Genomic DNA, 17,726 nt, shown 5'->3' on the forward strand with positions numbered 1-17,726 from the left:
TGCCGTGGCTGATTCGGCAGGGTGCACCGGACGTGACACGATGCGGTCATGTCATCCGCGTTGACCGATCTCTACCGGTATCCGGTCGTGCAGGCCCCGATGGCGGGCGGCGTGTCCTGTCCGCAGCTCGTGTCGGCCGTTGCCGAAGCCGGTGGGCTCGGCTTCCTGGCCGCCGGGTACAAGACGGCGGACGGCATGTACAACGAGATCAAACAGCTGCGCAGAATGACCGGTCAGCCGTTCGGCGTCAACCTCTTCATGCCGCAGCCGAACCTCGCCGACCCGAGCGCCGTCGAGGTGTACCTGCACCAGCTCGCCGGTGAGGCCGTCTGGTACGAGACCCCGCTCGGTGACCCGGACTCCAGCGGTGACGACGGCTACGAGGCCAAGCTCGCGATCCTCCTGGAGGACCCCGTTCCGGTGGTCTCCTTCACGTTCGGCTGTCCCACCCGCGACGCCCTCGACGCGCTCGCCGGAGTCGGTACGTACACCGTCGTGACGGTCACCTCGCCCGAGGAGGCCCAAGCCGCCCAGTGGGCGGGCGCCGACGCGATCTGTGTCCAGGGCGTCGAGGCGGGCGGCCATCAGTCCACCCACCGCGACGATCCGCAGACCGACGACACCGGCACGGGGCTGCTCTCCTTGGTGGCCCAGGTCCGGGAGACCGTCCAGCTGCCGCTCATCGCGTCCGGCGGCATCATGCGCGGCTCCCAGATCGCGGCGGTCATCGCGGCGGGCGCGGAGGCGGCGCAGCTCGGCACGGCATTCCTGGTCTGCCCCGAGTCCGGCGCCCATCTGCTGCACAAGCAGGCGTTGACCAACCCGCTGTTCGTACGGACGGCCCTGACCCGGGCGTTCTCCGGGCGCCCCGCCCGCGGCCTCGTCAACCGCTTCGTGCGCGAGCACGGCCCGTACGCCCCCGCCGCCTACCCGCAGGTGCACCATGTCACCAGCGGGCTGCGCAAGGCCGCGGCCAAGGCCGGGGACGCGCAGGGCATGGCCCTGTGGGCGGGCCAGGGTCACCGCATGGCGCGCGAGTTGCCGGCCGGCCGGCTGGTCGAGCTGCTCGCCGAAGAACTGGACGCCGCACACGCGGCACTGAGCACAAGGAGCACGCAGTGACCGCACCGGTCTTCGTCGTCGAACAGGTCCCCGCCGGGCCCGAGTTCGTCCTGGACGGTCCCGAGGGGCGGCACGCCGTTTCGGTCAAGCGGCTGCAGGCCGGTGAGGACGTCGTCCTGACGGACGGGCACGGCCGGTGGACGGAAGGGACCGTGCGGGCCGCCGAGGGCAAGGACCGGCTGGTGGTGACGGACCTCTGCACGGTCCACGAGGAGCCCCGTCCCACGCCCCGCATCACCGTGGTCCAGGCGCTCCCCAAGGGCGACCGCGGCGAGGTCGCGGTCGAGACGATGACGGAGACGGGCGTCGACGCGATCGTGCCGTGGCAGGCTTCGCGCTGCATCACCCAGTGGAAGGGCGACCGCGGTCTCAAGGCCCTCGCGAAGTGGCGGAACACGGCCCGCGAGGCGGGCAAGCAGTCGCGCCGGGTGCGATTCCCGGAGGTGACGGACGCACTGACGACCAAACAGGTTGCCGCACTTCTGGCCACAGCCGACTTCGCCGCCGTCCTGCACGAGGACCGGGGGTACGACAGCGAGCCGCTGGCCACCGTCGGACTGCCCGCAGGGGGCGAGATCGTCCTGGTCGTGGGCCCCGAGGGCGGTGTGTCGCCCGAGGAACTGGCGACCTTCGCCGAGGCGGGCGCCCGGACCTGCCGACTCGGCCGGAGCGTCCTGCGCACCTCGACGGCGGGCACCGCGGCGACGGCGCTGCTGCTGGGGCGCACCGGTCGCTGGGCGTAACGACCGTATACAGCATGCCCGGTGTGGCTGCAAGCGGTCTATCGCACCGTGGGGGAATGGTGGGACGCTGCCACGTATGGGGACATTGAGGGCATCGAGTCCATGGGGTCGCGGCCGGACCCATCGCATTTCGGCCGTACTGTGCCTCGTCGGTGCGGCGGTTGCGGGGGCCGTCGCCTGTGAGCCGATCGACGGGCTGAACTCCGCGTCCGTCGCCCTGACCACCGACCGGGCCGGCACCGGGGCGCTGGAGCGCAAAGGTGTCGATGTGCAGTGGCTGAACTGCACGGCCGAGGTCGAGGGCGGCGGTACGACGCCGTCCTCGGCCTCGCCCTCCGCGTCCGTGCGGCAGGTGGCGCACGTCGACTGCCGCGGCCGGACCGCGGGCGGCAAGGACGTCACGCTCGCCGGCAAGGTCACGAAGGAGGTCAACGGGGTTTGTGTGCAGGGGGACTTGACCGGGAAGGTCGGCGACAGGACCGTCCTGCGGGCCGATGTGCTCGGCAACTGTGACGCCGCCCCCTCGACCGGCGGCGTGACACCGCCGACGGGCGGTGCCGGCGGTGGCGGCGGCGCCAGGCCGACCGTCACCGTGACCGTGACGGTGACCGAGTACGCCCAGGGCAAGTGAGTGCATCCGACACGCGGACGGGGGCGGACTCCGGCCAACTCCGTTCCCCGGAGCACGACCGCGGCCTAGGGTGATCGATGTGACACAGCCTGCCTATCTCCGGTACCCCCATGTCCAGGGCGAATTGATCGCCTTCACCGCTGAGGACGATGTCTGGCTGGCGCCGCTCGACGGCGGCCGGGCCTGGCGGGTCAGCGCCGACAACCGGCCCGTCCGCCAGCCACACATATCGCCCGACGGCACCCACGTCGCCTGGACATCCACCCGGGACGGGGCCCCCGAGGTGCACCTCGCCCCCGTCGACGGAGGCCCTTCGAAGCGGCTGACCTACTGGGGCGACGCCCGGACCACCGTACGAGGCTGGACCCCCGAGGGCGACGTCCTGGTCACCAGCACCCAGGGGCAGGTGTCGCTCCGCCGCAGCTGGGCCCGGGCCGTCCCGGTCGACGGCGGGCCCGCGCGAACCCTGCCGTACGGACCGGTCGGCTCCCTTGCGTACGGACCCGGCGGACGGGTCCTGCTGCTCTCCGCCACCATGGGGCGTGAGGCCGCCACCTGGAAGCGCTACCGGGGCGGCACGGCGGGCAAGCTGTGGCTCGCGCAGGCACCCGGGGAAGGCCAGGAGCCGGACGGCGTCGCGGACTTCGTACGGATCCACGAGGACCTCGACGGCAACATCGAATGCCCGATGTGGGTCGGCGACCGTCTCGCCTTCCTCTCCGACCACGAAGGCGTCGGCGCGCTCTACTCCTCGCTCCCCGACGGCTCCGACCTGCGCCGGCACACCGAGGCCGACGGCTTCTACGCCCGCCACGCGACGACCGACGGCACCCGCGTCAGCTACGCCTCGGCCGGTGAACTGTGGCTGCTCGACGACCTCGAAGGCGCCGGACCCCACCGTCTCGACATCCGCCTCGGCGGACAGCGCGCCGACCTCCAGCCGCACTCCGTGCACGCCGGGAGCCACCTCGACTCGGCGTCCCCGGACCGTACCGGCCGCGGCAGCGCCGTCGGGACGCGCGGCGCCGTCCACTGGGTCACCCACCGCGAGGGCCCGGCTCGCGCACTGGCCGTCGAACCCGGGGTACGGGCCAGGCTGCCCCACACCTTCCAGGCCGACGGCGATCAGCACGTCGTCTGGGTCACCGACGCGGAGGGCGACGACGCCCTGGAGTGCGCACCCGCCACCGGAACCGCTCCGGGCACCGCACCGCGCCGACTGGCCGCCGGCCGGCTCGGCAGGGTGCTCGACCTGGCGGCGGCCGCAGACGGCAGCCGGTTCGCCGTCGCCTCGCACGACGGCCGGATCCTGATCGTCGAGCGGGAGAGCGGCGAGGTCCACGAGGTCGACCGCAGCGAGCACGGTGACGCCTCCGGGCTCGTCTTCTCGCCCGACTCGGCATGGCTTGCCTGGTCCCACCCCGGGCCCGAGCCGCTGAGCCAGCTCAAGCTCGCGCACCTCGCCGATCTGTCGGTCGCCGAGGCCACGCCGCTCCGCTTCCGGGACTACGCCCCCGCGTTCACTGTCGACGGCAAGCACCTCGCCTTCCTCTCCGAGCGGGCCTTCGACCCGGTCTACGACGCGCACGTCTTCGACCTGGCCTTCGTCGGCGCCTGCCGGCCGCACCTGCTGACGCTCGCCGCCACCACGCCCTCCCCGTTCGGGCCGCAGCGCCACGGCCGGCCGGCCGAGAAGGAGAAGAGCTCCGGCGACGCAGAGCAGGACAACCCCACCGCGCTGCCCGTCACCCGGATCGACCTCGACGGGCTCGCCGACCGGATCGTGCCGCTGCCCGTCGAGGCCGCCCGCTACTCCTCGCTGCGCGCGACGAAGGACGGACTGCTGTGGCTGCGGCACCCGGTGACGGGCGTGCTCGGTACCGCAGGGGCGACGCCGGACTCCCGGGGACCGGAGACCGTCCTGGAGCGGTACGACCTGGAGAAGCTGCACAGCGACGAACTCGCCTCCGACGTCAGCCGGTTCGCCGTCAGCGGCGACGGCAAGCGGCTGGTCCTGCACACCCGGGGCAAGCTGCGCGTCGTACCCGCCGACAGCCGTGTCCCGGCGGGCTCCGACGACGACCACGACGGCGGCAGCGACAACAACGTCGCCGTCGACCTCTCCCGGATCCGCCGGACCGTCGAACCGGCCGCCGAATGGCGCCAGATGTACGACGAGGCCGGCCGCATCATGCGCGACAACTTCTGGCGGCCCGACATGGGCGGCGTCGACTGGGACGGCGTCCTCGACCGCTACCGGCCGGTGCTGGCGCGCGTCGCCACCCATGACGACCTCGTCGACCTGCTCTGGGAGGTGCAGGGGGAGCTCGGCACCTCGCACGCGTATGTGACGCCGCCGGGCGACCGGCACGACGACGCGAGCCGGCAGGGGCTGCTCGGGGCCGACATCTCCCGGACGGACGAAGGCCATTGGCGCATCGACCGGATCCTGCCGTCCGAGACGTCCGACCCGGCAGCCCGCTCGCCGCTCGCCGCGCCCGGCGTCGCGGTCCGCGCCGGGGACGCGATCCTCGCCGTCGACGGGCAGGCGATCGACCCCCTGACCGGGCCCGGGCCGCTGCTCACCGGCTCGGCGGGCAAGCCGGTCGAGCTGACCGTCTCGCCGGCGGACGGCGGCAACCTGCGTCATGTCGTCGTCGTGCCGACCGCGGACGAGGAGCCGCTGCGGTACCACGCGTGGGTGGCCGACCGACGGGCGTACGTGCACGAGCATTCCGGCGGGCGCCTCGGCTACCTGCACGTCCCCGACATGGTCGGCTCCGGGTGGGCGCAGCTCCACCGGGACCTGCGGGTCGAAGTGGCCCGTGAGGGGCTGGTGGTGGACGTACGGGAGAACCGTGGCGGTCACACGTCGCAGCTGGTCGTGGAGAAGCTGGCCCGCCGCATCGTCGGCTGGGACCTGCCGCGCGGCATGCAGCCGTACAGCTACCCCGGGGACGCGCCGCGCGGTCCGGTGGTCGCCGTGGCGAACGAATTCTCCGGCTCGGACGGCGACATCGTGAACGCGGCGATCAAGGCGCTCGGGATCGGGCCGGTGGTCGGTACGCGGACGTGGGGCGGCGTGGTGGGCATCGACAGCCGGTACCGGCTGGTCGACGGCACGCTGGTCACACAGCCCAAGTACGCGTTCTGGCTGGAGGGGTACGGCTGGGGTGTGGAGAACCACGGGGTGGACCCGGATGTGGAGGTCGTGATGGCGCCGCAGGACCATGCGGCGGGGCGGGATCCGCAGCTGGACGCTGCGATCCGGATCGCGCTGGAGGGGCTCGCGGAGAGCCCGGCGAAGACGGCACCGGGTCTGCCGGGGTAGGGGGCCGGGGCCTTTCCCTGGATCCGGCCCGATCCGGGGAAAGGTCCTCGTTCCGCTGTCCGCCCGTTCCCGGGACCTGGGCTCCGCCCCCGGTTTCGGGAGCGGGGCAACCGCGCCCGATAGCATGCCCGTGTACGGATCAACCACGCGACCGAGGAGCCCGGCCATGGCGGGAGAACCGCAGCCCGACTGCCTGTTCTGCAAGATCGTCTCGGGAGACGTCCCGGCAACCATCGTCCGCGAGACCGAGACGACCGTCGCCTTCCGCGACATCAACCCCCAGGCCCCCACCCACATCCTTGTCATCCCCCGCGTCCACCACCGCGACGCCGCCACCCTCGCCGCCGTCGAGCCGCAGATCGCCGCGGACATACTGCGCGAGGCCGGGCACATCGCCGCCGACGAGAAGATCACCGACACCGGTTACCGGGTCGTCTTCAACACCGGCGCCGGTGCCGGGCAGACCGTCTTCCACGCGCACGCCCACGTCCTGGGCGGCCGCGGAATGCAGTGGCCGCCCGGATAACGCCGAACCACCCGAATCGCAGGCCGCCGCACTCATGTCCGTACGCGAACTCGTCGTCCTCGGCACCGCCAGCCAGGTCCCCACCCGACACCGCAACCACAACGGCTATCTGCTGCGCTGGGACGGCGAGGGCATCCTCTTCGACCCCGGCGAGGGCACCCAGCGCCAGATGCTGCGCGCCGGTGTCGCCGCGCACGACATCAACCGGATCTGCGTCACGCACTTCCACGGCGACCACTCCCTCGGCCTTGCCGGGGTGATCCAGCGCATCAATCTCGACCAGGTCCCGCACCCCGTGAGCGCGCACTACCCGGCGAGCGGGCAGCAGTACTTCGAGCGGCTGCGGTACGCGACCGCCTACCGCGAATCCGTCGAGCTGACCGAGGCCCCGGTCGCGGCCGACGGGGTCCTCGCCGAGACCGCCGCATACACCCTGCACGCCCACCGGCTCTCCCACCCCGTCGAGTCGTACGGCTACCGCCTCGTCGAGCCCGACCGGCGGCGCATGCTGCCCGACCGGCTCGCCGAGCACGGGATCAGCGGGCCGGACGTCGGACGGATCCAGCGCGAGGGCTCGCTGGGCGGCGTCGGCCTGGACGACGTCTCCGAGCGCAGGCGCGGACAGCGCTTCGCGTTCATCATGGACACGAGGCTCTGCGACGGCGTGTACACGCTCGCCGAGGGGTGCGACCTGCTGGTCATCGAGTCGACCTTCCTCGACGAGGACGAACGGCTCGCCACCGACCACGGCCATCTCACCGCCGGACAGGCGGCCCGGGTGGCCCGGGAGGCGGGCGTACGGCATCTCGTGCTGACGCACTTCTCGCAGCGGTACGGGGATCCGGATGTCTTCGCCACGCAGGCCCGCGCCGCCGGGTTCGAGGGTGAACTGACCATCGCCCAGGACCTGATCAGCGTTCCCGTCCCGAGCCGACATCAACAGCAGCAGTAGCAGGCAGCAAGAGTGAGCGAGCAACCCGTGCATCTCCCCAAGGCAGAACTCCACCTCCACATCGAAGGGACCCTCGAACCCGAGCTGGCCTTCGCCCTCGCCGAGCGCAATGGCGTGGAGCTGCCGTACGCGAACACCGAAGAGCTGCGCACCGCCTATCTCTTCGACGATCTGCAGTCCTTCCTGGACCTCTATTACGCGCTGATGGCCGTCCTGCGCACCGAGGAGGACTTCGAGCAGCTCGCCGACGCCTACCTCACCCGCGCGGCCGCCCAGGGCGTCCGCCACGCGGAGATCTTCTTCGACCCGCAGGCGCACACCGCCCGCGGTGTCCCGATCGGCACCGTGGTCGAAGGACTCGGCCGGGCGCTCGACCGCAGCGAGGAGACCCATGGCATCTCCACCCAGCTGATCATGTGCTTCCTGCGCGACCAGTCCGCCGAATCGGCCCTGGAGACCCTCGACGCCGCGAAGCCGTACCTGCACCGGATCAGCGCCGTCGGCCTGGACTCGGCGGAGGTCGGGCATCCACCCGCGAAGTTCCGTGAGGTGTACGAGGCGGCCGGGGCGCTCGGGCTGCGGAAGGTCGCACACGCCGGAGAGGAGGGGCCGCCGGAGTACATCCGGGAGGCGCTCGACGTCCTCGGGGTCGAGCGCATCGACCACGGGCTGCGCTGCATGGAGGACCCGGACCTGGTGAAGCGGCTCGCAGCCGACCGGGTGCCGCTCACCCTCTGCCCGCTGTCCAACGTACGGCTGCGCGCCGTCGACACCCTGGAACAGCACCCGCTGCGGGCGATGCTGGACGCCGGGCTGCTCTGCACGGTGAACTCCGACGACCCCGCGTACTTCGGCGGATACGTCGGAGACACCTTCCATGCAGTCCACGAGGCGCTCGGACTGGAGCGTGAGCAGCTGCGCACGCTGGCCCGGAACTCCTTCGAGGCGGCCTTCCTCGACCACGACGAGGAGCGCAGGTCGCGCTACCTGTCGGAGGTCGAGGCGTACGCGTTCGACTGAGAGCCCGCCGGGTGACCTTCGTCCGCCCGATCAGAGGTCACCCGGCAGGCTCTGGCCGTCCGCGCCCGACGGACCGGCCGTCCGGAACGCGTTCCTGCCGAGGCGCCTGCGGCGCAGCGCGGGCATGCTGATCTCCGTGACGGCCTGTTCCGGCGCGCCCATCCTGGGCACCGCGCCGGACAGCGTGCCGGTGGTCGCGGCGAGCAGCGCCGCGGGGGCGCCGCCCCGGCGGCGGACGGAGCCGGGCACCAGCGGACGGCCGCCGGTGTGCAGCGCGACGGCCGTGACCGGGGCGGCGACCAGCAGGGTCACGGCGCCCAGGATCAGGCCCATCACCGGGTAGCCGGCCGTCTCGGACAGCACGCTGCCGAGGACCGGGCCGCAGGCCACGCCGACGGACGACGCGGAGCCCGCGAGGACCGCCCAGCGGCCCCGTACGTCCAGGGACGCGGCCAGACCGATCAGATACGACAGGACCACCGGGTAGACGGTGTTCCACGTGATCTCGCCGGTGGCGAACGAGCCGAGTCCTGCGGCCGACGAGCTGAGCACGATGCTGCCCGCGATGATCACGGTGCCGAGACCGATCGGGACGGCCCGGCCGAGTCTGGCGCCCAGCACTCCGGCGCCCATCACGCCGAGCAGGCCGGCGCCGAGCGCGGCGGCGAACACCGCGCCGATGGTGACCTCCGAGAGCCCGGCCTGGGACACGCCGATCCGGCTGCTGACCCCCCACAGGGCGTTCTGTGCCATCGACCAGACGAGCATGCCGCCCGCCAGCACCAGACCGGAGCGGCGGTGCGGCAGCCGGCCGCTCACCGGCGCCGTCGAACCGGTGGGTGCCGAGCCGCCGAGCCGCGCGGTGGCGGGCCAGACGAGCAGGGCGACCAGGGCGATCGAGGCGAACGGCAGCCGGTGGCCACCGCCCAGGTGAGGGATCGTCAGGTAGAGGGCGCCCGCGGTCGCGGAGACGCTCAGCAGGCCCAGGGACGAGGTCCGGTGCGGATCACGCTGTGCGGCGATACCGGCCGCGGCCACTGCCGTCGCCGTACCCGAGCCGAGCCCGCCGATCACCGCGCCCACGACCACGAGGGGCACGGAACCGGCCAGCGCGGCGCAACCGTAGCCCACCACGGCCAGGGCCAGTCCGGCCCGCGCCGGTCTCTGCGACCCGTACCGCTCGACCCGGCCCGCCAGTGTGAATCCGGCGGTGGCCGAACTCAGCAGGAGTGCGCTGCCGACCAGACCCGCCTGGGCCGCGCTGAGGCCCAGATGGGTGGAGAGCCGGCCGACGATGGTGGGGAGCAGATAGGCGGCGAGGTAACCGGCGGTGAACACGGCGACCAGGGGCCACACGGCGCGAGGGCGCGGGGACATGGGCGTTCCTGAAGACATGCCGAAGAGGGCAGGGAAGGCGGGGGAGGTACAGCAGGGGGGGGCGTGGCACTCGTCGGTGTCGATCGGCGACGGTGCGTGCGGGCCAATTTGTATCAAGTGCGCACAGTCGACCGAAAGGCGCCCCTGAGTGATCTGGGTCACATTGGCGTTTGCCACCTTACGGAGCGGGTAACAGCGCATGTTTACGCAGGTCAGTGCGGGTGTGCGTGGACCCGGGGCGCGTCGGGCACCGGTCCGGCTCACGCCCGCCCGGCGCGATGGTGCGGACCCACCCGGATGCAGGGGGAATCGGGCACACTGGCCGGATCTGTCACGACCGGGGAGTGCAAGGTGAGCACAGACAATCCAGGCATCGACCCACTGGACGGGCTGCGTGCCCCGCAGGACCCGGACTGCGATGTGTTCCTCACCGGCACGGTCTTCCTCGACATCGTCTTCACCGGGCTGGACAGCGCCCCGGTCCGCGGCACCGAGTCCTGGGCCCGCGGCATGGGCTCCAGCCCCGGCGGCGTCGCCAACATGGCCACCGCACTGGCCCGGCTCGGACTGCACACCTCGCTCGCCGCCGCGTTCGGCGACGACCATTACGGGGAGTACTGCTGGGACGCCCTCGAACAGGGCGAGGGCATCGACCTCTCGATGTCGCACACCGTCCCCGGCTGGCACTCGCCGGTGACCGTCTCCATGGCGTACGAGGGCGAGCGGACGATGGTCTCGCACGGACACGAGGCCCCGCCGCCCGTCACCCCCTCGCACGCGGACCGGGCCTTCCCGCGCTGCCCGCCGCGCGCCCGCGCCGCCATCGCCTCGCTGACCCCCGGCCGCAGCGAGCCGTGGGTCGCCGTCGCGGCCCGGCACGGCGCCCGGATCTTCGCCGACGTCGGCTGGGACGAGACCGGCCGCTGGGACCTGGACGCGCTTCCCGACCTGCAGTACTGCCAGGCGTTCCTGCCCAACGCGGAGGAGGCGATGCGCTACACCCGTACCGACTGCCCCCGTGCCGCCGCCCGCGCCCTCGCCGAACGGGTGCCGCTCGCCGTCGTCACGCTGGGCGCGGAGGGTGCCTACGCGGTGGACGCGGAGACCGGTGTCACCGCCGAGGTGCCCGCGATCGAGGTCGAGGCCCTCGACCCGACCGGCGCGGGCGATGTCTTCGTCGCCGGATTCGTCACCGGCACCCTGGCGGACTGGCCGCTGGCCGATCGACTGGCCTTCGCCGGACTGACCGCGGCGCTCTCCGTCCAGGAGTTCGGCGGGTCCCTGTCGGCGCCGGGCTGGGCAGAGGTCGCCGCCTGGTGGCAGCGGGTCCGCACCTGCGACGGGCAGGATCCGGCGGCCCTCCAGCGGTACGCGTTCCTGGAGCATCTGCTTCCCGCCGCCGCCCGGCCGTGGCCGCTGCGCCGGGCCGTGCCGACGATCGGCTTCCGCCACTTCGCGTGACGCGGGCACGGATGTTCGCATCGTGTGCGAAAAAGCCCTCGGTGTTGTCCGCGCGGAGTCGTAGGCTTGGAAGTCCAGAGGTTGTCGAGCGGCGAGAACCCTGCAACGGGAGGTATGTGCAGGCCCGAGGGCCGGCCCATGACTCAGACACCCACACAGCCGCAGGCGCGTGCCCAGATCATGATTCCGGCCGCACACCCCATGGTGATGCTCCTGGGATCGGGCGACTCGCTGCTGCGCGTGATCGAAACGGCGTTCCCGGCGGCCGATATTCATGTCCGGGGCAACGAAATCCGAGCCACGGGTGACGCAGCTGATGTCGCCCTGATTCAGCGCTTGTTCGACGAGATGATGCTCGTGCTCCGCACCGGGCAGCCGATGACGGAGGACGCAGTGGAACGCTCGATCGCCATGCTCCGGGCGAGCGGCAACGGGCAGGGGGAGCCGCAGGGCGAGACGCCCGCAGAGGTGCTCACGCAGAACATCCTCTCCAACCGCGGTCGCACGATCCGCCCCAAGACGCTCAACCAGAAGCGCTACGTCGACGCCATCGACAAGCACACGATCGTCTTCAGTATCGGACCCGCCGGTACCGGCAAGACGTATCTCGCCATGGCGAAGGCGGTCCAGGCACTGCAGTCCAAGCAGGTCAGCCGGATCATTCTGACCAGGCCCGCCGTCGAGGCGGGGGAGCGGCTCGGGTTCCTGCCCGGCACGCTCTTCGACAAGATCGACCCGTATCTGCGTCCGCTCTACGACGCGCTGCACGACATGCTCGACCCCGACTCGATCCCGCGGCTGATGGCGGCGGGCACGATCGAGGTGGCGCCGCTGGCGTACATGCGCGGACGGACGCTCAACGACGCGTTCATCATTCTCGACGAGGCGCAGAACACCAGCGCCGAGCAGATGAAGATGTTCCTGACCCGGCTCGGCTTCGACTCGAAGATCGTCGTCACCGGTGACGTCACCCAGGTCGACCTGCCGAACGGGACCAAGAGCGGTCTGCGTCAGGTCCAGGAGATCCTGGACCAGGTCGAGGACGTCCACTTCTCCCGGCTCACCTCCCAGGATGTCGTCCGGCACAAGCTCGTCGGCCGTATCGTCGACGCGTACGAGAAGTACGACAACCGAGACAGCCACAAACGGAAGTAGTCGCAGCGCACCATGTCGATCGACGTCAACAACGAGTCCGGAACCGAGGTCGACGAGCAGGCGATCCTCGACATCGCCCGCTATGCGCTCGCACGGATGCGGATCCACCCGCTCTCCGAACTCTCGGTGATCGTGGTGGACACCGACGCCATGGAGCAGCTCCACATCCAGTGGATGGACCTGCCGGGTCCGACGGATGTCATGTCCTTCCCGATGGACGAACTGCGTCCGCCGGCGAAGGACGACGAGGAGCCCCCGCAGGGGCTCCTCGGTGACATCGTGCTCTGCCCGGAGGTCGCGAAGAAGCAGGGCGAGGACGCGGAGACCCAGCACTCCATGGACGAGGAGCTCCAGCTCCTCACCGTCCACGGGGTGCTGCATCTGCTGGGGTACGACCACGAAGAGCCGGACGAGAAGGCCGAGATGTTCGGTCTCCAGGCAGCGATCGTGGACGGCTGGCGCGCCGAGCACGGCCTGACCGGTCCGTCGCCCGCCCCCACCGTCTCGTGAGCGTCCCACTCGTCCTGGGTGCCGTTCTGCTGGTCGTGTTCGGCTGGCTGGCGGCCTGCGCCGAGGCGGGCATCGCCCGCACGTCGAGCTTCCGGGCGGCCGAGGCGGTGCGCTCCGGGCGGCGCGGCAGCGACAAGCTGGAACAGGTCGCGGCCGACCCGACCCGCTATCTCAATGTCGCCCTGCTCGTGCGGGTCGCCTGCGAGATGTCGGCCGGCGTGCTCGTCACGTACGCGTGCCTGAAGGAGTTCCCGGAGACCTGGGAGGCGCTGGCCGTCGCGATGGGCGTGATGGTCCTCGTGTCGTACGTCGCCATCGGCGTCTCGCCGCGCACCATCGGGCGGCAGCACCCGCTGAACACGGCGACGGCGGCGGCGTACGTGCTGCTGCCGCTCGCCAGGATCATGGGCCCGATCCCCCAGCTGCTGATCCTCCTCGGCAACGCGCTCACCCCCGGCAAGGGTTTCCGCAAGGGCCCGTTCGCCAGCGAGGCGGAACTGCGGGCGATGGTCGACCTCGCCGAGCAGGAGTCGCTGATCGAGGACGAGGAGCGGCGCATGGTGCACTCCGTCTTCGAGCTCGGAGACACGCTGGTGCGCGAGGTGATGGTGCCGCGGACGGACCTGGTCTGCATCGAGCGGTACAAGACGATCCGGCAGGCGCTGACCCTGGCCCTGCGCTCCGGGTTCTCCCGGATCCCGGTCACCGGGGAGAACGAGGACGACATCGTCGGGATCGTCTACCTCAAGGACCTGGTCCGCAAGACGCACATCAACCGGGAGTCGGAGGCCGATCCGGTCTCCACGGCGATGCGTCCCGCGGCGTTCGTGCCGGACACCAAGAACGCCGGTGATCTGCTGCGCGAGATGCAGCAGGACCGCAGCCACGTCGCCGTCGTCATCGACGAGTACGGCGGCACGGCGGGCATCGTCACGATCGAGGACATCCTGGAGGAGATCGTCGGTGAGATCACCGACGAGTACGACCGTGAGCTCCCGCCCGTCCAGGAGCTGGAGAACGGCTGCTTCCGGGTGACCGCCCGGCTCGACATCGGCGACCTGGGCGAGTTGTTCGGGCTCGACGCGTTTGACGACGAGGACGTGGAGACGGTCGGCGGACTCCTGGCGAAGGCGCTCGGCCGGGTGCCGATCGCCGGGGCTTCCGCGGTCGTCGATCTTCCCGACGGGCGTCGGCTCCGGCTGACCGCGGAGTCCCCGGCGGGGCGCCGGAACAAGATCGTCACGGTGCTCGTGGAGCCGGTGGTGCCGGACGAGGCAGCAGCGGAATGACCCCGCAGGAGTTGAGGGCGTTCTGCCTGGAGTTCAACGCGAGCGTCGAGGAGTTTCCGTTCGGACCGGAGACCTCGGTCTTCAAGGTGCTCGGCAAGATGTTCGCGCTCAGCGCGTTGGACGCACGGCCGCTCACAGTCAATCTGAAGTGCGATCCGGATGACGCGGTGCGGCTGCGGGAGAAGTACGCGGCGATCGCCCCGGGGTGGCACATGAACAAACGGCACTGGAACACGGTGACGGTGTCGGGGGTGCCGGCGCGCCTGCTGCGGGAGCTGATCGAGGACTCGTACGACCTGGTGGTGGCGGGGTTGCCGCGGGCGGAGCGGCTGCGGCTGGACCGGGGGTAGAGCGGGCCCCGGTTCCGGGGCGCCGCCCCGGGCCCGCTCCTCCACCGCCGGAGGGGCCGGCTGCGGCCCGTCACGCGCGGCGGAGGCCGGCCGCCCCTGTCGCGACCAGGGCAGAACTGCCTGATCGCCTTCTTCACCGACCCGGTCCACCGGGCCCGTTCGCCGCACTGGGACGCGATCGGCTCCAGTGGCTCGCCTCGCCGGAGGGCCGCCGCGGCTCGATGTACCGGGTGACCGGGCGACCGCCCGCGTGCGGTTCCCGGCCGTCCGCTTCGTATGCTCGGCACATGACTGAGAGCACCGACCTCGGCCCCGAGGACCGCAAGATCGTCACGCTGGCGCGCAGCGCCCGCGCCCGCAACGGTGTGCCGGAGGGCGCGGCCGTACGGGACGAGACCGGACGTACGTATGTCGCGGGCACCGTACAGCTGGAGTCGCTGAAGCTGAGCGCCCTGCAGACCGCCGTCGCGATGGCGGTGGCCAGCGGCGCCACTTCTCTGGAGGCGGCCGCGATCGTCTCCGAGGCGGAGTCCCCGTCGGACGCGGACCGCGCGGCGGTGCGGGACCTGGGCGGGCCGCAGACCCCGGTCCTGCTGGCCGGACCGGACGGCGCGGTGCGGGTCAGTGTGACGGCCGGCTGACCTCGGATGTCGTCAGGATCCCTGGGAGCAGGGATCTTGACAGCATCTGATGGCCCATCAGTCGGGGCATTTCGCTGCCATTGACTTCTTTTCGACCGGAGTCATCAATGGCCCCCTGCCGGCGCAGAAGAGCCGCTGCGCCGCGTCCCGCAGGAGGGGGTTCCATGCGTCCGACCACGCATCCGACCATTCGAAGATCCGCCGTCCGAAGACACCCGGACCGCAGGCGCCGCTGGGCCGCCGCGCTCGGCGTCACCGCGCTCGTCGTCACCGGGGGAAGAGTACTCGCAGGCCCCGCGCAGGCCCTGACGACGGCCTCCGTCGCGGTGGACTTCCCCACGCACTGCATCCCGCCGGCCATCGCGGGCATCCCGCCGATCGACGGGACGACGACGGCGCAGATCAGCGTCGACAACGCCGCCCCGAAGGTGGGCGACACGGTCAACGTCACGTACACCGTGGTCAAGCCGGCCGCGAGCAACCCGGTCGATCTGGCCCTGCCCGCCGACATCATGACGCCGACCGGCAAGGTCACCGTCGGCGGCGCCCAGAGCGGCAGCGTCACCGTCGCCGGTCCGAAGAAGAACGACCCTGTACCCGGCAAGGGCAACTTCCCGTCCTTCTCCATGACGGGCGCCTTCACGGTCACCGCACCGGGTGAGATCACGCTCTCGCCCGGCGACTACAACATCCACACCAGCTACATCATGGAGCTGGACACCCCCTGCACGGTGACGAACCCGCCCGCCCCCGTCTCCCAGACGGTCATCGCGACGAACGGCGGCGGCCAGGTCAACGAGCGTGCCATCCAGCTCGGTACGGCCTCCGGCAAGGCGGGCGATCCGGTCACCGTGACCGGATCGAAGTTCACCGCGGGCGCGAACGTCACCCTGGCGGGCCGGGCCGGAGGCACCCAGACCGCGGACACGGTCACGGTGACGGCCGACAGCCACGGCGGTTTCACCGGACAGCTCACCGTCAACGATCCGGCGACCACCGGCATCGTCGCGTACGAGGGCTCCGGCTGGGACGCCGACAAGGGTGCGGGCCCGCAGGCGTACACCGTCACCGGTGGCGGCGGGGAGATCCCCGGCGACAGCCAGCGACTCACCTCGTCCGTCAAGGCGGGCACCCTGTCCATGACCCAGGCCGGCGACACCGTCGAGATGTCGGCGGTCGACTTCGGCACGGGCGGCGCCTCCCGCGGCTCCCTGCAGACGGTGACGGTCCAGGACTTCCGCGGCGGTCCTGCGGGCTGGTCCCTGACCGGCAAGGTCACCGACTTCAGCGGCCCCGGCGGTGCGACGATCGGCGCCTCCGCGCTCAGCTGGACCCCGGTCTGCGGGACAAAACCCGGGAGCCCGAGCACCTGCGCCGCAGGTTCCGAGGGTTCGGTCGGCAGTGCGGGCGCCACCCTGGCGTCCACCCCGAACGGGGCGTTCACCGGCGGTGAGTTCGCCGTCGACGCCCGGCTCGCCCTGGACGTACCGGCGTACACCGCGACCGGCACGTACTCCGGCGTGCTGACGCTCACCCTCACCTGAGCGTCGGTCCCCGACCGACCGGTGGGCCGGGCGGTGAACCCGGCCGGCCCACCCTGTCCGTACCGAGCACCCTGGGGGTTCCGCACCGTGCGCAAGCTGTACGTACTCCTCCTGGCCGCCGTCCTGCTGCTGTTCGGCGCACCCGCGGGCCATGCCGCCGACAACGGCAGCTGGTCCGTCTACCCGGCCACCACGAAGTACGGGCAGCGCCCGTACTTCTATCTCTCCGCCGACCCCGGTGCCACCCTCACCGACAAGGTCACCGTCACCAACAAGACCGCCGAGCCCCTGACCTTCCGGCTGTATGCCGCCGACGCCTACAACACCGAACGCGACGGCGGGTTCGCCGTCCGCTCCCCGGACGAGAAGCAGCGTTCCGTCGGCGCCTGGGCGAGGACCGGCCGCGACAAGGTCACCGTGAAACCGCACGGCTCCGTCACCGTGCCGGTCACCGTCACCCTCCCGGAGACCGCCGAGCCCGGCGACCACCCGGGCGCCCTCGTCGCTCTCGACGAACGCATCGACCCCGCCGACCGGGGAGCCGTCGCCGTCGGCATCCGGAAAGCGGTCGGCGCCCGCATCTATCTCCGGGTCAACGGACCGACGATGCCCGCGCTGTCCGTCGACGACGTCACCGTCGAGCACACCCAGCCGCTCGTCCCGGGCACCGGAAGGAGCCGGGCCGTCATCTCGTACACCCTCCACAACCGCGGGAACGTCACCCTCAACCCCAAGGTCGCCCTCAAGGCCCAGGGGCTCTTCGGCCGCACCCTGCTCGCCCGCGACCTGAAGAGGATCCCGTCCGAGCTGCTGCCCCGCCAGGAGGTCCGGCTGACCGAGCAGTGGGCCGACGCGCCGCAGCTGGAATGGGGCGAGATCGAACTGACCGCGAGCGCCCGCGACACCCATGAGTCCGCCGCCGCCCGGTACGTCGCACTGCCCTGGCTGATGGCCGCGGTCCTGCTGGTGATCGTCGGCGGCGGTACGGGGATGTGGATACGGGCCCGGCGGAGCCGCATCCGCAGGGCCTGAGACGACAGCAGGCCGCCCGCTGTGCGGCGGGGCCGCCGGGAT

Annotated in this window: 16 protein-coding genes; 15 read left to right on the plus strand and 1 reads right to left on the minus strand. The window is 71.7% G+C overall.

The genetic code is table 11. The features are described 5' to 3' along the window. Window positions 1–48: 48 nt before the first annotated feature. The 7 genes from OG972_RS27450 (at window position 49) to OG972_RS27480 (ending at window position 8,325) form a co-directional block, all read left to right on the plus strand. Complete coding sequence (locus tag OG972_RS27450; protein WP_266985809.1) at window positions 49–1,122, plus strand: nitronate monooxygenase; 1,074 nt, start codon at window positions 49–51, stop codon at window positions 1,120–1,122. Further along, a complete protein-coding gene (locus OG972_RS27455) occupies window positions 1,119–1,865 on the plus strand; it encodes a 16S rRNA (uracil(1498)-N(3))-methyltransferase (RefSeq protein ID WP_266985811.1) in 747 nt (248 codons plus the stop codon). The genes OG972_RS27450 and OG972_RS27455 overlap by 4 nt, the downstream gene beginning before the upstream one ends. A gap of 76 nt (window positions 1,866–1,941) precedes the next feature. Further along, window positions 1,942–2,496 carry a hypothetical protein gene (locus tag OG972_RS27460; RefSeq protein ID WP_266985813.1) on the plus strand — a complete coding sequence of 185 codons (555 nt, stop codon included), beginning with the start codon at window positions 1,942–1,944 and terminating at the stop codon, window positions 2,494–2,496. 79 nt (window positions 2,497–2,575) lie between these two features. Further along, window positions 2,576–5,827: a S41 family peptidase gene (locus OG972_RS27465; protein ID WP_266985815.1), complete on the plus strand. Its 3,252-nt coding sequence runs from the start codon at window positions 2,576–2,578 to the stop codon at window positions 5,825–5,827. A gap of 166 nt (window positions 5,828–5,993) precedes the next feature. Beyond that, window positions 5,994–6,353 carry a histidine triad nucleotide-binding protein gene (locus OG972_RS27470; protein WP_266985817.1) on the plus strand — a complete coding sequence of 120 codons (360 nt, stop codon included), beginning with the start codon at window positions 5,994–5,996 and terminating at the stop codon, window positions 6,351–6,353. 34 nt (window positions 6,354–6,387) lie between these two features. After that, window positions 6,388–7,305 carry a ribonuclease Z gene (locus OG972_RS27475; protein WP_266985819.1) on the plus strand — a complete coding sequence of 306 codons (918 nt, stop codon included), beginning with the start codon at window positions 6,388–6,390 and terminating at the stop codon, window positions 7,303–7,305. A 27-nt stretch (window positions 7,306–7,332) separates the two neighbouring features. Beyond that, window positions 7,333–8,325, plus strand: a complete 993-nt coding sequence (locus tag OG972_RS27480) for an adenosine deaminase (protein WP_266990743.1) — start codon at window positions 7,333–7,335, stop codon at window positions 8,323–8,325. Between the two features lie 30 nt (window positions 8,326–8,355). Here the strand turns inward: OG972_RS27480 and OG972_RS27485 are convergent, their stop codons facing one another. Continuing rightward, on the minus strand, window positions 8,356–9,702 hold the full coding sequence (locus OG972_RS27485) for an MFS transporter (protein ID WP_266985821.1): 1,347 nt from the start codon (window positions 9,700–9,702) through the stop codon (window positions 8,356–8,358). Between the two features lie 351 nt (window positions 9,703–10,053). Between OG972_RS27485 and OG972_RS27490 the strand changes: the two genes are divergently transcribed. From OG972_RS27490 to OG972_RS27525, 8 genes are all read left to right on the plus strand, one after another. Then, complete coding sequence (locus OG972_RS27490) at window positions 10,054–11,163, plus strand: carbohydrate kinase family protein (RefSeq protein ID WP_266985823.1); 1,110 nt, start codon at window positions 10,054–10,056, stop codon at window positions 11,161–11,163. A 138-nt stretch (window positions 11,164–11,301) separates the two neighbouring features. Next, a complete protein-coding gene (locus tag OG972_RS27495; RefSeq protein ID WP_266985825.1) occupies window positions 11,302–12,318 on the plus strand; it encodes a PhoH family protein in 1,017 nt (338 codons plus the stop codon). Between the two features lie 12 nt (window positions 12,319–12,330). Then, on the plus strand, window positions 12,331–12,828 hold the full coding sequence (gene ybeY, locus OG972_RS27500) for an rRNA maturation RNase YbeY (RefSeq protein WP_030921061.1): 498 nt from the start codon (window positions 12,331–12,333) through the stop codon (window positions 12,826–12,828). After that, window positions 12,825–14,117 carry a hemolysin family protein gene (locus tag OG972_RS27505; RefSeq protein WP_266985828.1) on the plus strand — a complete coding sequence of 431 codons (1,293 nt, stop codon included), beginning with the start codon at window positions 12,825–12,827 and terminating at the stop codon, window positions 14,115–14,117. The genes ybeY and OG972_RS27505 overlap by 4 nt, the downstream gene beginning before the upstream one ends. Continuing rightward, window positions 14,114–14,467 (plus strand): MmcQ/YjbR family DNA-binding protein, encoded by a 354-nt coding sequence (locus OG972_RS27510; protein WP_266985830.1) that lies wholly within the window; start codon window positions 14,114–14,116, stop codon window positions 14,465–14,467. Before OG972_RS27505 ends, OG972_RS27510 begins: the two co-directional genes overlap by 4 nt. 287 nt (window positions 14,468–14,754) lie before the next feature. Then, window positions 14,755–15,108 carry a cytidine deaminase gene (locus OG972_RS27515; RefSeq protein WP_266985832.1) on the plus strand — a complete coding sequence of 118 codons (354 nt, stop codon included), beginning with the start codon at window positions 14,755–14,757 and terminating at the stop codon, window positions 15,106–15,108. Window positions 15,109–15,272: 164 nt separating this feature from the next. Beyond that, on the plus strand, window positions 15,273–16,652 hold the full coding sequence (locus OG972_RS27520) for a beta-xylosidase (protein WP_266985834.1): 1,380 nt from the start codon (window positions 15,273–15,275) through the stop codon (window positions 16,650–16,652). 87 nt (window positions 16,653–16,739) lie between these two features. After that, a complete protein-coding gene (locus OG972_RS27525) occupies window positions 16,740–17,684 on the plus strand; it encodes a DUF916 domain-containing protein (protein WP_266985836.1) in 945 nt (314 codons plus the stop codon). Window positions 17,685–17,726: the final 42 nt, after the last annotated feature.

This window comes from Streptomyces sp. NBC_01669 (genome assembly GCF_026339735.1).
Taxonomy (GTDB): domain Bacteria; phylum Actinomycetota; class Actinomycetes; order Streptomycetales; family Streptomycetaceae; genus Streptomyces; species Streptomyces yanii.